The sequence below is a fragment of the Nocardia sp. A7 genome, assembly GCF_046549215.1.
GTDB lineage: Bacteria > Actinomycetota > Actinomycetes > Mycobacteriales > Mycobacteriaceae > Nocardia.
On sequence record NZ_JAJPWE010000001.1, the window covers coordinates 1057553 to 1071032 of the forward strand.

Consider the following 13480-nt stretch of genomic DNA (forward strand, 5'->3'; position numbering starts at 1 on the left):
AACAACTACCTGACCGGTAGGTAACCTGGATCACGTTGTTCCGGGCGGGCCGGAAGGGGACTCTGCGGCGCCGCTGCTTTTCGACGAAAAGGGTGTGGCCGTGCGAATCTCTGCTCCGATAACGATGTCGGCCCTAGTACTCGCAGGTCTCGTCGCTTCGGGGTCGGGGGTGCACACCAGCGACCCGAGCACCGCGCCGACCGCGCCGGAGGCGCTACTGGCCGCCACGGCGAGCACCACCGAGGACACACCCGAAACCGATCCGTCCGAGATCGTCGGCCTGCTGCCGGTGGCACAGGAGGCGCCGCGCAGATTGCGTGCGCTCAACGCCAACACCGCCGCGCCCTTCGCTGGAACCGTCCCGCTGCAGAGTATTTCGCTACCCACCGGCAGCGGCGCGCTCGGTATCCCGGAGATCGTGCTCGCCGCCTACCGCAATGCCGAACTGGCCCTGGAATCCGCGCAGCCGGGTTGCGGGCTCACCTGGAACCTCCTCGCAGGCATCGGCCGGATCGAATCCGGACACGCCAGCAGTGGCCGCACCGACCCCGCGGGCACGACGACGACGCCGATCTTCGGGCCCGCTCTCGACGGCACGCTGCCGGGCAACGAGATCATCAAGGAAGCCGACGGCGGGTTCGTGCGGGCGCTGGGTCCCATGCAGTTCCTGCCGAGCACCTGGGTGCACTACGCCGCCGACGGCAACGGCGACGGCGCGTCGGATCCGCACAATGTGTTCGATGCCGCGCTGGCCGCGGGCAAGTACCTCTGTTCCGGCGGCATGAACCTGCGCGAGGCGGCCCAAGAACTGCGGGCGGTGCTGCGCTACAACAACTCCATGTCCTACGCGGCCACCGTGCTGAGCTGGTCGGCGGCGTATCGGACCGGCGGCGCACCGAGTCAGGTGGCCATCTCGCCGGAGATCATCCCGCCGGGCAGTGGACCACTGGTGGCGCCGAATGTGCTGGCCGCCTCGACCAACACGCCCTCAACGACCGCCACACCGACGCCGACCACGCCGAAGGTCACCACGCCGACGCAGGTGATGATCACGCTGCCCGGCCTGCCGCCGATCCCGTGCGGGATCTTCTGCCCGGCGCCGGTCGCCCCGCCCGAAACCTGCGTGAGCGAGCCGCTGCCCGCGGACATGCCGAATCCGCTCGAACCGGCGAAGCAGCCCGCCCAGCAGACCTATGGCGCTGCGGCGCCGAAGGATCCGGCCGTGCCCGAGCAGCCGCCGGTCGTCGAGCCCGCCGCGTGCGCCCCGGCCGCCGTCGAACCGGTCGCGCCGGCCCCCGTCACGCCGGAGAAGACGCCGGAACCGGGCGTCGCGCCCGCCGAGGAACCCGCACCCGCCGAGCCCGCGCCGGTGGCACCCACCCAGCAGCCCGGCATCACACTGCCGTTCGGCATCGTCATCCCGCTGCCGCCCGCCCCTGCACCAGCACCGTAGAAATCAAACCGAAACTCAGATCACAGAGGGGTAACAAAAAGGTCTCGGGTGCGGTAATCTCCTCTCATCCAACACGGTTGAGGAGGGCACGACACAGTGGGTCGTCATCGTAAACAGCCTGCTTCGACGGTTCGCCGTAGCTCGCTCATCGCACTGACCGGTTTGGTCCCCGCTGGATTGGTAGCCGTTACCGCGGCCACCTCGGAGGCGACCACGACAACCAACGCAGCCGTCGAGCACGACCTGCTGCCCGGCGCCGAGCCGGAGGTTGCGGCCGATCTGTTCTCCTCGCCCCAGGCCGACATCGCCGAGGTCGTCCATGCCGAAGCGCGCCAGTCGGCCTCGGCCACACCGGTCGTGAAAACCGTTGCACTGCCGAATGATCGCGCGTCCGCTGATCTGCCCGCGGGCCCGCTCGGCATTCCGGGTATCGCCGTGGCCGCATATCAGACCGCCGAAGAGCAACTGGCCGTGGAGAATCCGCACTGCGGGATGTCCTGGTCGCTGCTGGCGGGCATCGGCCGCGTCGAATCGACCCACGCCTACGGCAAAGCCGACGCACAGGGCAATCCGATCAAGGCGGTCTACGGACCCGTCCTCGACGGCAGCCTTTCCGGCAACAACGTCATCCACGACAGCGACGGCGGCGAACTCGACGGTCTCGGCGGCTACGACCGCGCCATCGGGCCGATGCAGTTCCTGCCCGAGACCTGGCACAGCTACGCCGCCGACGGCAACGCCGACGGCGTCGCCGACCCACAGAACCTGTTCGACGCGGCCCTCACCGCGGGCCGGTACCTGTGCGACGGCGGTCTGAACATGCGGGACCTGTCACAGCAGTCGAAGGCGATCCTGCGCTACAACAACTCGATGGCCTATGTCGCCAACGTGATGGCGTGGTCGGGTTCCTACTCCAGTGGTCTCGCTCCCAAGCCGCAGGACCTCCCCCGGATCCACTAGGCGGCCATCGACGCACGACGTCAGGGTCAGACCCCGGACTGCGTTTCTTCACCAGGGGGATAACATCGGGCGTATGTCAGTGATTACGGAAGCGGATGTGCGGGCGGCGCTCGCGAAGGTCGACGACCCGGAGATCCGCAAACCGATCACCGAGTTGGGCATGGTCAAGTCCATCGCCATCGCCGACAGCGGTGACGTGCACATCGAGATCTATCTGACCACCTCCGGTTGCCCGTTGCGGACCGAGATCATCCAGCGGGTCACCAAGGCCGTCGCCGATGTCAACGGCGCGGGGGCGGTGACCGTCGACCTCGATGTGATGAGCGATGAGCAGCGCACCGAGCTGCGCAAGTCACTGCGCGGCGATTCGGCCGAGCCGATCATTCCCTTCGCCCAGCCCGGTTCGCTGACCCGTGTCTACGCGGTGGCTTCCGGCAAGGGTGGTGTCGGCAAGTCGAGCGTCACCGCCAACCTGGCCGTGGCACTGGCACAGCGTGGGCTGTCGGTCGGTGTGCTCGATGCCGATATCTACGGCCACTCCATCCCACGCATGCTCGGCACCGACGCCCGCCCGACCCAGGTCGAGCGGATGATCATGCCGCCGGTCGCGCACGACGTGAAGATGATCTCGATCGCGCAGTTCACCCAGGGCAATACCCCCGTGGTGTGGCGCGGCCCGATGCTGCACCGCGCCCTGCAGCAGTTCCTCGCCGACGTGTTCTGGGGCGACCTGGACGTGCTGCTGCTCGACCTGCCGCCCGGCACCGGTGACGTCGCGATCTCCCTTGCCCAGCTCATCCCGAGCGCGGAGATCCTGGTCGTCACCACTCCGCAGATCGCCGCCGCCGAGGTGGCCGAGCGCGCGGGCGCGATCGCCCTGCAGACCCGTCAGCGCATCGCGGGCGTCGTGGAGAACATGTCCTGGCTCGACCTGCCCGACGGTTCCCGCATGGACCTCTACGGCTCCGGCGGTGGCCAGGTCGTCGCCGACCGCCTCACCCGCGCAGTCGGCTCGAATGTGCCGCTGCTCGGCCAGATCCCGATTGAGCAGGCCCTGCGCGAAGGCGGCGACGACGGCAACCCGATCGTCCTGTCCGACCCGAACAACCCGGCCGCCGTCGCCCTGCTCGACATCGCCGACAAACTCGCCGTCCGCAAGCGCGGCCTGGCAGGCATGTCACTGGGAATCGACACCACTCGGCATCTGTAGAACATGGGTAACTCACCGGGTACGGGCAAACCCGATCACCTCGAGAACCGTCGGCCGCCAACGGTGCGCGAGTCCGTGCACGAGTCCGGCCTGAATTCCCGGAGAGGCGGGGGAGCTTCATGCTGACGCTGCTTCTGTACGTGCTCATCGTCGGGTTGGTTGCGGCGATGCTTTTCCTGGTCGTCAGTGCGGTGTTCGGGCGGGGCGAGGAGCTCGGGCCGTTGCCCGAGGGGACCACCGCTACCGTGCTGCCCGCCGACAGGGTCAGCGGCGCCGATGTGCGGGCGTTGCGGTTCCAGCAGGTGGTGCGCGGGTACAAGGCCGGCGAGGTCGACTGGGCGCTGGGCAGGCTGGCCGAGCGGATCGACGAGCTCGAGTTCGAGTTGGCACAGGCTCGGCAGTGGCAAGCGCACGTGACGGCGGGCCAGGACCGCGGGTGAGCGAGCTCGCCGACGACGGCCTCGTGCGCTGCGACTGGTCGACCGGCTCACAGCTGTACCGCGATTATCACGACACCGAGTGGGGTCAGCCCCTGCACGGCGACGACGCCATGTTCGAACGGCTGTGCCTCGAAGCCTTCCAGTCGGGCCTGGCGTGGATCACCGTCCTGCGAAAGCGGCCGGCCTTTCGCACCGCCTTCGCCGGTTTCGAGATCGCGAAGGTCGCCGAGTTCGATGATCACGACCGCGCGCGCCTGCTGGCCGACGCGGGCATCGTGCGAAACCGCGCCAAGATCGACGCGGTGATCAACAATGCCCGGGTTGCTCGCGACCTGCCGATGAGCCTCGACGAGCTGGTGTGGTCGTTCGCGCCCGCGCCACGCCCACGGCCGAGCTCGATCGCGAATGTGCCCGCCACCACACCCGAATCCATTGCTCTGGCAAAGGAATTGAAGCGTCATGGGTTCGCTTTCGTTGGCCCGACGACGGCGTATGCCCTGATGCAGGCAACGGGCATGGTGGACGATCACCTGGATGTTTGCTGGGTGGCGGCGGTACCGAACGGAACCGACTCAGCAGTCACATTTCGTACTCAGGTGTCCGCCCGCGGCGGCAATAGGGAAGAATAGGACCGGTGTGGCCCGCCGAACACCCGGCGAGCCCGCTGGTTGGCGACAACCGGCAGACGAGAAACAGTGCGCAGAACCACCGCGCAGATCTGGAGGGAGCAGAGGATGGCGGCCATGAAGCCCCGTACCGGGGACGGTCCCCTCGAAGCAACCAAGGAAGGTCGTGGAATCGTCATGCGGGTTCCACTCGAGGGTGGCGGGCGTCTGGTCGTCGAACTCACACCGGACGAGGCTGCGGCGCTCGGTGACGAATTGAAGAGCGTCACCAGCTGAATGCGCTGACCGAGGTCGCCGCACTTCTGGCCTGCCCGGAGTGCGGCGACGAGCTGCAACCGCACGATCGTGCGCTGCGATGCGGTACCGGCCACAGCTTCGACATCGCCAGACAGGGTTATGTCGGACTACTGACCGGCGCATCGACGAAAATGACCGGCGACACCGCCGACATGCTCGATGCCCGCGCCGCTTTCCAGGGCGCGGGCCATTTCGCCCCGATCGCCGCGGCAGTGGCGCATGCCTTCGATAGGGTGCCGCAGGCTGGCACACCACCCGATGGCACTGTGCTCGAGATCGGTGCGGGGACGGGCTACTACCTGGCCTGCGTCCTCGATGCTCGCGCCGACCTTCTCGGTATCGCCTTGGATGTGGCCAAGCCCGCCGCCCGCCGAGCCGCCCGCGCGCACTCCCGGGTGGCCTCCGTGCTGGCCGACGCCTGGCGCGGCCTGCCCCTGCGCGACGACACCCTCACCGGAGTCCTCTCGGTCTTCGCCCCGCGCAACCCCGCCGAGGTCGCCCGCGTCCTGGCACCCGGCGGCCGCTTCGTCGTCGTCACGCCCACCCCGCGTCATCTGGGTGAGCTGATCGGCCCGCTCGGCATGGTGAGCATCGACCCGGACAAGGACCGCCGTCTGGCCGACTCACTGGCAGGCACCTTCACGCGCGCCGAGCACACCGATGTCGAGTTCCCGATGAAGCTGTCGCGCACCGACGTCACCAATGTCGTCGCGATGGGCCCGTCGGCCTTCCACGGCACCCCCGCCGACGATCCACGGATCGCCGCACTCCCCGACATCACCGAAGTGACCGCGTCGGTGACAGTGTCGACCTACTTGCCGACCCGCTGACCACAGCCCGGTACGCGTCGAGCTAACGCAGCACACTCCGGTACACCTCGATGGTGCGCTCAGCGATCCGCGCCCAGTCGAACTCCGCGATAGCCCGCGCCCGCCCGGCCTCGCCGTAGCGCACAGCCAACGCCGGATCCCCCGCGACCTCGTTCACCGCGACCGCGAGTGTCCGCTCGTACTCGCCCGTCGCCTCCGGGTCGTAGTGCACCAAACGGCCGGTGACCCCGTCGTCGACCACCTCGGGGATCCCACCCACATCGGAAGCCACGACCGCGGTCGCGCACGCCATCGCCTCCAGGTTCACGATGCCGAGCGGTTCGTAGACCGACGGGCAGACGAATACCGAAGACGCCGACAGGATTTGGCGGACCTGTTCGGCGGGCAGCATCTCCTTCACCCAGAAGACGTTGCCGCGCTGCCGTTGCAACCCGTCGACGGCGGCGGCGACCTCCACCTCGAGTTCCTTGGTATCGGCCGCACCCGCGCACAGCACCAACTGGATATCGGGGTCGAACGAGGCGGCCGCGGCGAGCAGATGCCCGACACCCTTCTGCCGCGTGATCCGTCCGACGAACGAGACGATCGGCAGGTCGGTGCGCACTCCGAGCCGCTCCAGCACCGGCATCTCGTCACCGGCCCGCGGACCCGGATGCCACACCGTGGCGTCGATCCCGTTGTGCACCACATGAACCCGATCGGGGTCGATCGCTGGATAGGCGTCGAGCACGTCGTGACGCATGCCCTCACTCACCGCGATCACCGCGTCGGCATGCTCCATCGCATTGCGTTCCGACCACGACGAGAGCCGGTACCCGCCACCGAGCTGCTCGGCCTTCCACGGCCTTCGCGGTTCCAGCGAATGCGCCGTGAGCACATGCGGCATCCCGTACAGCATCGAGGCCAGGTGCCCGGCCAACCCCGCGTACCAGGTATGCGAATGCACCACGTCCACACCGCCCGCCGCGTCGGCCATCCGCAGCTGCGCCGACATCATCTGCAACGCGGCATTGGCGGCAGACAACTCGGGGTCGGGCCGGTGCACCACGGCACCGTGACGCGGCGCGCCCATGCAGTGCACGGTGACATCACCCAGCTCGCGCAATCGGGCAGTGAGTTCGGTGACATGAACTCCCGCACCGCCGTACACCTCAGGCGGATACTCCCGGGTCAGCATGGCTACCCGCAGCAATTCCGCCGACTTCCGCTCGCTGTCGGTGCCATCACTCACTGGTCCCAAAATAGACCCTCGGGTCGACATGGGCCACCGTAACGGCGCTGGGCCTGTACTTTGAGCAGGGTGAGGAGCCAGCCGCACGTACTCGGGATCGTGCTCGCCGGTGGCGAGGGCAAACGACTGTTTCCACTCACGGCCGACCGGGCCAAGCCCGCGGTTCCGTTCGGTGGCGCGTACCGGCTGATCGACTTCGTGTTGAGCAACCTGGTGAACGCGGGATACCTGCGTCTGTGCGTGCTCACCCAGTACAAGTCGCATTCACTCGATCGCCACATCTCCCAGACGTGGCGGCTGTCGGGTTTCACCGGTGAATACATCACCCCGGTGCCCGCGCAGCAACGGCTCGGGCCGCGCTGGTACACCGGCAGCGCCGACGCGATCATGCAGTCGCTCAACCTGATCTACGACGAAGACCCCGACTACATCGTGGTGTTCGGCGCCGACCACGTGTACCGGATGGACCCTGAGCAGATGGTGGCCAGCCATATCGCGTCGGGTGCGGGCGTCACCGTGGCTGGTATCCGGGTGCCGAGGGCCGAGGCGAGCGCGTTCGGCTGCATCGACACCGACGAGTCCGGCAAGATCACCCAGTTCCTGGAGAAGCCCGCGCACCCGCCTGGCACCCCCGACGACCCGAACGTGACGTTCGCGTCGATGGGCAACTACGTGTTCACCACCCGCGTGCTGGTCGAGGCCATCCGCGCCGACGCCGAGAACTCCGATTCCGACCACGACATGGGCGGCGACATCATCCCGGCGCTGGTCGCCGCTGGCCAGGCCGCCGTATACGACTTCGCCGACAACGACGTCCCCGGCGCCACCGAGCGCGACCGCGGCTACTGGCGCGACGTAGGCACCATCGACGCCTTCTACGAGGCGCACATGGACCTGGTCTCGGTGCACCCCGTGTTCAACCTCTACAACAGGCACTGGCCGATCCGTGGCGCCGCCGAGAACCTGCCGCCCGCGAAATTCGCCCAGGGCGGGCTCGCTCAGGAATCGATCGTCGGAGCGGGCTCGATCCTGTCGGCGGCGACGGTGCGCAATTCGGTACTGAGTTCGAACGTGGTGATCGAGGACGGCGCCACGGTCGAGGGCAGTGTGTTGATGCCCGGTGTGCGGATCGGGCGTGGCGCGGTGGTGCGCCACGCGATCCTGGACAAGAACGTGGTGGTCGGCGAGGGCGAGATCATCGGCCTCGATCTCGACCGTGACCGTGAGCGTTTCGCGGTCAGCAACGGCGGTGTGGTCACCGTCGGCAAGGGAATCTGGGTCGGCTAGCCCCGAGAGGCGCAGAGCAGTCCGTCACCGATCGGGATCAGGACGCTGGTGAGCTCGGGATTCTCCGCGATCGCGCGGGTCGCCGCCCGCACCGCCTGCGTGGCGGGGTCGCGCTGATCCAGGTCGGGCACCCGTCCGCCGAGGAGCGCGTTGTGGAGGATGAACGCACCGCCAGTACGCAGCAACCGCACGCCCTGTTCGACGTAATTCGGATGTTCCATCGGCGCCGCGTCGATGAAGACCAGGTCATACGAACCGTCGGCGAGCCGGGGCAACACGTCCAGCGCCCGCCCGTTGATCAGTCGCGTGCGCGACGGCGTGATCTCGGCTGTCCGGAACGCCTCCTTGGCCGCGCGCTGATGCTCGGGTTCGGAGTCGATCGTCGTCAGCGTCCCGTCCTCACGCATCCCGTCGAGCAGCCACAGCCCACTGACGCCCGCCCCGGTGCCCACCTCGACGACCGAGCGCGCGCCCAGCATCTGCGCGTACATGCTCAGCAGCGCACCGACCGCCGCGGCTACCGGCATGGCACCCAATTCGGTGGCCCGCTCGCGCGCTTCCAGCAGGACTTCGTCTTCGACGACGGACTCCTCCACATAGGCCAGGTTCCGCTCCACGTTCGATGCCACGGTTATGAGGCTATGTCACAGGAGGGGTCTGTGTATTCAGCAAAGGGGCCGATCCGGCACTGTGTCGCACAGATCCCGAACAATTGCCGAAAGTTTGCGGATCGGTCACAACAGCCCCCGAACTGCTGGTTCTCCGCTGCTGACGCGACTAAGGTCGAATCCGACCAGAATTCTCAGGTCACACTCAGGATCTCCACACCTGACCCATATCAGGGCAGGAAATAGTTGCCCTACGCAAGGCCAGCCGATCGCGGCGGGTACGAGGCTCGGGAACAACCACAGACAGTTGCTGGTTGATGTCGATAAGCAAGGTCCGCTGACCCGGACCGGCCAGATTTCGTGCCAGCGGTCCCGAGTAGGAGGTGTCCCATCCCGATGGTAGACACGGCCCGTCAAGACACCACCGACCAGACCCTGCCCGCCGATCTCCTCGCGGTAGCAGTCGAAGACGCCGAACTCACCGGCACCGCCGCCTTCGATGCGACGGGCGATCGCGCCGCCATGCCCTCCTGGGACGAACTGGTCCGCGAACACGCCGACCGCGTCTATCGCCTGGCCTACCGCCTCTCCGGTGACGCACAGGATGCCGAGGACCTCACCCAGGACACCTTCATCCGGGTGTTCCGTTCGCTGCAGAACTACCAACCCGGCACCTTCGAGGGCTGGTTACACCGCATCACCACCAATCTGTTCCTCGACATGGTCCGCCGCCGCAACCGCATCCGGATGGAAGCGCTGCCAGAGGACTACGACCGGGTGCCCGCCGAAGGCCCTACTCCCGAAGACGCCTACCACGACTCCCGCCTCGATCCCGACCTGCAGAAAGCACTCGATTCGCTGGCGCCGGAATTCCGTGCCGCGGTCGTGCTCTGCGACATCGAGGGTCTGTCCTACGAGGAGATCGGCGCCACGCTCGGTGTGAAACTGGGTACCGTGCGCAGCCGGATTCACCGTGGGCGTCAGGCGCTGCGCGAGTACCTTGCGCATAATGGAAGTGAGCAGCAGTACTCCGCGCAAGCGCACACAGTGTGACGGGTGTTCGACGTCACCGGGTGCTCAGGTGACGTCGGTTCGGAAGGAAGATTTCCGCATGAGTGTGGACCCCAGTGCCGCAGGTCGCCCACCGCGCTTTCAGCCCACCGAGCATCTGGCCAGTGAGGCTGTCGCGGCCTTCGTCGACGGCGAACTGCGGATGAACGCCTATCTGCGTGCCGCCCAGCATCTTTCGGTCTGCCCCGAATGCGCGGCCGAGGTCGATGCCCAGCAGCAGGCGCGGATCGCGCTGCGCCGGGCCGCCGAGGTGGCGATTCCGCGCAGCTTGCACGACAGCCTCTCGCGCATCCCGCTGGCCGATCTGCCCGGCAGCGCACCGGAACCGCAGCGCCGTAACGAGGCATTTCTCGGATTCATCACAGATTCCTTCACCGCGACCCGGTGGACAACGTGGCGGCGCAAGTAGAGTCTGCGACGTGACTGGCGAATCGACGAATTCCGGATCGGCCGAGCACTCGGATTCGGGGGCTGAATCACCGAAGGACGCGAGGGGCACGCTGCGCCCTTCCGACGCACCGAGCCTCGGCCCGCGCCCGGTCTACCGGCCGCACATCGACAGCCACACCGCGCGTGCCTTCCGCCGCCCGAACGGCCAGGCAGGCTCGTTCGCGCCGCACGACCCGCAGCGCGCGAGCCACAACGGCGCTGACGAAGGACTCACCCAGCGCCCGCCGGACGGTGTGCTCGCCGAGGCGTTCGCCCGGCCCGAAGGCTCTTCGGAGCTGCTGCAGCGTGAGCCGGGCGCCGACGAACCGAAGACGGTCGTCGCGGGTCCGGTCGACCCGTGGCGTGATCCCGACGCGACGGCTCGGCTCGGCTCGCCCGCCGTCGACACGCCCCCGCCTGCCCGGCTACCGGTCGCGACCAAGCTGAGCGCCCGCGAGGTGCTGTTCGGCTCGCGCGTCGCGCCCAAGGCCCTCGCACTACTGGCTGTGCTCGCGCTCGGCATCGCCGTCGTGGGCGGGCTGGTCGGGCGGGTCACCGCCGAGACCGCGTCCACGCTCACCTCACGCAAGGTGACGTTGGATCAGAGCGCGGGCACCGAGACACCGCACAGCCAGATCGCCGCCGTCGCCAACGCCGTCCTGCCCTCGGTGGTCTCGATCCGGGTCACCGTCGGCGACAACGGCGCCACCGGTTCCGGCGTGGTGATCGACGGTGGCGGCTACGTCGTCACCAACAATCACGTGGTCTCGATGGCCGCGACCGACAAGTCCAACCGGGCCGCCATCCAGGTGCAGTTCTCCGACGGCACCCGGGTGCCCGCGCAGATCGTCGGGCGCGATCCCAAGACCGACCTCGCGGTGCTCAAGGTCGAGGCGAAGAACCTCACCGTCGCCAACCTCGGCAGGTCCGCCGACGTGCAGGTCGGCGACGACGTGCTCGCGGTCGGTTCGCCGCTGGGTCTGAGCAAGACCGTCACCTCCGGCATCGTCAGCGCCCTGCACCGCCCCGTGAAGCTCGCGGGCGAGGGCAGCGACACCAATGCGGTGATCGACGCCGTGCAGACCGACGCGGCGATCAACCCGGGTAACTCCGGTGGCGCGCTGGTCGACATGCAGGGTCGGGTGGTCGGCATCAACACCGCCATCCGCAGCGAGACCGGTGGTTCGGTGGGCCTCGGCTTCGCCATCCCGGTCGACGTGATGACCGCCGTCACCCAGACGCTGATCCGCGACGGCCAGATGCACCACCCGGTGATCGGGCTGAGCGCGCGCACCAAGACCGTCGCCAACGAGGTGATGAGCGGTGCCGCCGTCGCCGATGTGGTGCCGGGCAGCCCCGCCGACAAGGCGGGCATCGTCGAGGGCGACGTGGTCGTGAAGATCGGCGACCGTGAGGTCACCGGACCCGACGAACTGGTGGTCGCCGTGCAGCAGCACAAGATCGGTGAGACGGTGAACGTGCAGTTGATCCGCGATGGCAGGCAGGTGGACGTGCCGGTCACCCTCGAATCCGACTGAGCTGGGACGCCGCGCGGCGGGTAACCTGGATTCGTGTTCAGCAACATCGGGTGGAGCGAGATGATGATCCTGCTCGTCGCCGCCCTCGTGATCCTCGGCCCGGAGCGACTGCCCGGTGCCGTCCGCTGGACCACGGGCGCGCTCCGGCAGGCGCGCGACTACGCCAGCGGCGCCACCTCCCAGCTGAAGCAGGAGCTGGGCCCGGAGTTCGACGATCTGCGCAAGCCACTCGCCGAGCTGAACGAGCTGCGCGGGATGAGTCCGCGGGCCGTGGTCACCAAACACCTGCTCGGCGGTGACGATTCGGTGCTGCGCGATCTGGAGAGCGCGGTACCCGACAAGAAGCAACTGTTCGGTACCAGCAGCGGCATGCCGGGCACCTCGTCGACACCGGCGCCGCAGAAGGCGCTGGAAAACAACGAGCGTCCGCCGGTCGACTACGACGCGACCTAGGGCCGACAAACACACCGCACGGTCGGCATTTGCTACGAGATCGCGCGGACCGAGCACCGTGGCGACGACCTCGTATGTCCGGGATTTGCCCAGGAGCCGGGCCCGAGGCTGTTGTCTCGCAAGACAGTTCGATGTCAACAGTTATAGACACACAACGCTGTCGAGCTGTCTAGACTTCGCACATGTCGGCCGATGACGTGGCACGAGTTTTCGCGATCGAGGACAAGGTCGAGAGACTCAAAGCAGCCACCGACGGGGTGGCGGCTGCACAGCAGACCATCAACGAACTAACGAGGATCCGGCGAGCCGTGATCCGAGAACTCCATGCCGACGGCTGGACGTTCGCCCGGATCGGTGCCGCCGCCGGCTTGTCGCGGGCGCGCATCCACCAGGTGAGCACCCAGGGCCCCGTTCCCGAAGGGCTGTTCTTCGGCCACGGCACGCTCACCGTGCTCGCGCCCGAGGTCCGCTCGGGTCGGCTCCTCGGCGCACCCGATCCCCAGGCCGCCCAGCGCCTGGCCGAGCTGCTCCGACAACTCGGCTTCTCCGCGAACGTCGAGACGTTCATGCCGGGCAGGCCGATCGACCTCAATCGCGACGGGCTGGTGATCCTCGGCGGCCCCGAGCTCTCGCCGAGCCTGCGTCAACTGGTGGTGGCCGACCCACGCCTGCGCCGCACCGTCACCAGAGCGGGCGATACCCGGCGCGGTATCGAGGACAGGGCCGCGCGCCGGGTGTACCGGCCCGGCGGCACCGAACCGCACGACATCGCCTACCTGGCCCGGCTCCCCCGGCCCGACCGCCGTGGCTCCATCATGCTGATCGACGGTCTGCACCCGCCGGGCTCACTGGGTGCGATCCGATTGCTGGCGACCCGGTTGGCGACCCTGCACGAGCGGGCGAGCACGCACTTGTTCTCGGTCCTCATCGCAGTGCGGTACGACCGGGGAACTGGCGAACCGGTTGACGCCGATCTACTCACCCCGGTATACCGCCACGAAACAGACCCCAAGTTGGTTACGACCCGGGTTCGTCCGTAGGCTGATC

At 67.9% G+C, this 13480-nt stretch carries 15 protein-coding genes; 13 read left to right on the forward strand and 2 right to left on the reverse strand.

The window, feature by feature from the left end:
• Positions 1–169 precede the first annotated feature (169 nt).
• The 7 genes from ACLJPD_RS04745 (at position 170) to ACLJPD_RS04775 (ending at position 5816) form a co-directional block, all read left to right on the forward strand.
• Positions 170–1453 carry a lytic murein transglycosylase gene (locus ACLJPD_RS04745; RefSeq protein WP_410870486.1) on the forward strand — a complete coding sequence of 428 codons (1284 nt, stop codon included), beginning with the start codon at positions 170–172 and terminating at the stop codon, positions 1451–1453.
• A 96-nt stretch (positions 1454–1549) separates the two neighbouring features.
• Entirely contained in the window at positions 1550–2413 is an 864-nt protein-coding gene (locus ACLJPD_RS04750) for a lytic transglycosylase domain-containing protein (RefSeq protein WP_410870487.1), read from the forward strand.
• A gap of 73 nt (positions 2414–2486) precedes the next feature.
• Positions 2487–3623, forward strand: a complete 1137-nt coding sequence (locus ACLJPD_RS04755; protein ID WP_410870488.1) for an Mrp/NBP35 family ATP-binding protein — start codon at positions 2487–2489, stop codon at positions 3621–3623.
• Between the two features lie 119 nt (positions 3624–3742).
• On the forward strand, positions 3743–4063 hold the full coding sequence (locus ACLJPD_RS04760; RefSeq protein ID WP_410870489.1) for a DivIVA domain-containing protein: 321 nt from the start codon (positions 3743–3745) through the stop codon (positions 4061–4063).
• Positions 4060–4692, forward strand: coding sequence for a DNA-3-methyladenine glycosylase I (locus ACLJPD_RS04765; protein ID WP_410870490.1), 633 nt, complete (start codon positions 4060–4062; stop codon positions 4690–4692). Before ACLJPD_RS04760 ends, ACLJPD_RS04765 begins: the two co-directional genes overlap by 4 nt.
• Before the next feature lie 105 nt (positions 4693–4797).
• On the forward strand, positions 4798–4965 hold the full coding sequence (locus ACLJPD_RS04770; protein WP_011211259.1) for a DUF3117 domain-containing protein: 168 nt from the start codon (positions 4798–4800) through the stop codon (positions 4963–4965).
• On the forward strand, positions 4962–5816 hold the full coding sequence (locus tag ACLJPD_RS04775; RefSeq protein ID WP_410871929.1) for a putative RNA methyltransferase: 855 nt from the start codon (positions 4962–4964) through the stop codon (positions 5814–5816). Before ACLJPD_RS04770 ends, ACLJPD_RS04775 begins: the two co-directional genes overlap by 4 nt.
• A gap of 22 nt (positions 5817–5838) precedes the next feature.
• Here ACLJPD_RS04775 and glgA read toward each other — a convergent pair whose 3' ends face one another.
• A complete protein-coding gene (gene glgA, locus ACLJPD_RS04780) occupies positions 5839–7005 on the reverse strand; it encodes a glycogen synthase (RefSeq protein ID WP_410871930.1) in 1167 nt (388 codons plus the stop codon).
• 111 nt (positions 7006–7116) lie between these two features.
• Here glgA and glgC point away from each other — a divergent pair, with 111 nt between their 5' ends.
• Positions 7117–8334 carry a glucose-1-phosphate adenylyltransferase gene (gene glgC / locus ACLJPD_RS04785; RefSeq protein ID WP_410870491.1) on the forward strand — a complete coding sequence of 406 codons (1218 nt, stop codon included), beginning with the start codon at positions 7117–7119 and terminating at the stop codon, positions 8332–8334.
• Here the strand turns inward: glgC and ACLJPD_RS04790 are convergent.
• The gene (locus ACLJPD_RS04790) at positions 8331–8963 is read right to left on the reverse strand and encodes an O-methyltransferase (protein ID WP_410870492.1); all 633 of its coding nucleotides are present in this window, start codon (positions 8961–8963) and stop codon (positions 8331–8333) included. The genes glgC and ACLJPD_RS04790 overlap by 4 nt on opposite strands.
• 375 nt (positions 8964–9338) lie before the next feature.
• On the opposite strand from ACLJPD_RS04790, the gene sigE reads away from it, so the two are divergent.
• The 5 genes from sigE to ACLJPD_RS04815 all read left to right on the forward strand — a co-directional run bounded on the left by sigE (position 9339) and on the right by ACLJPD_RS04815 (position 13473).
• A complete protein-coding gene (sigE, locus tag ACLJPD_RS04795) occupies positions 9339–9995 on the forward strand; it encodes an RNA polymerase sigma factor SigE (RefSeq protein ID WP_410870493.1) in 657 nt (218 codons plus the stop codon).
• Positions 9996–10053: 58 nt separating this feature from the next.
• The gene (locus tag ACLJPD_RS04800; RefSeq protein WP_410870494.1) at positions 10054–10422 is read left to right on the forward strand and encodes a hypothetical protein; all 369 of its coding nucleotides are present in this window, start codon (positions 10054–10056) and stop codon (positions 10420–10422) included.
• A gap of 10 nt (positions 10423–10432) precedes the next feature.
• Positions 10433–11980 carry a S1C family serine protease gene (locus tag ACLJPD_RS04805; RefSeq protein WP_410870495.1) on the forward strand — a complete coding sequence of 516 codons (1548 nt, stop codon included), beginning with the start codon at positions 10433–10435 and terminating at the stop codon, positions 11978–11980.
• A gap of 33 nt (positions 11981–12013) precedes the next feature.
• Positions 12014–12433: a Sec-independent protein translocase protein TatB gene (gene tatB, locus ACLJPD_RS04810; RefSeq protein WP_410870496.1), complete on the forward strand. Its 420-nt coding sequence runs from the start codon at positions 12014–12016 to the stop codon at positions 12431–12433.
• 182 nt (positions 12434–12615) lie between these two features.
• Positions 12616–13473 carry a hypothetical protein gene (locus tag ACLJPD_RS04815; protein ID WP_410870497.1) on the forward strand — a complete coding sequence of 286 codons (858 nt, stop codon included), beginning with the start codon at positions 12616–12618 and terminating at the stop codon, positions 13471–13473.
• The last annotated feature ends 7 nt before the right edge of the window (positions 13474–13480 follow it).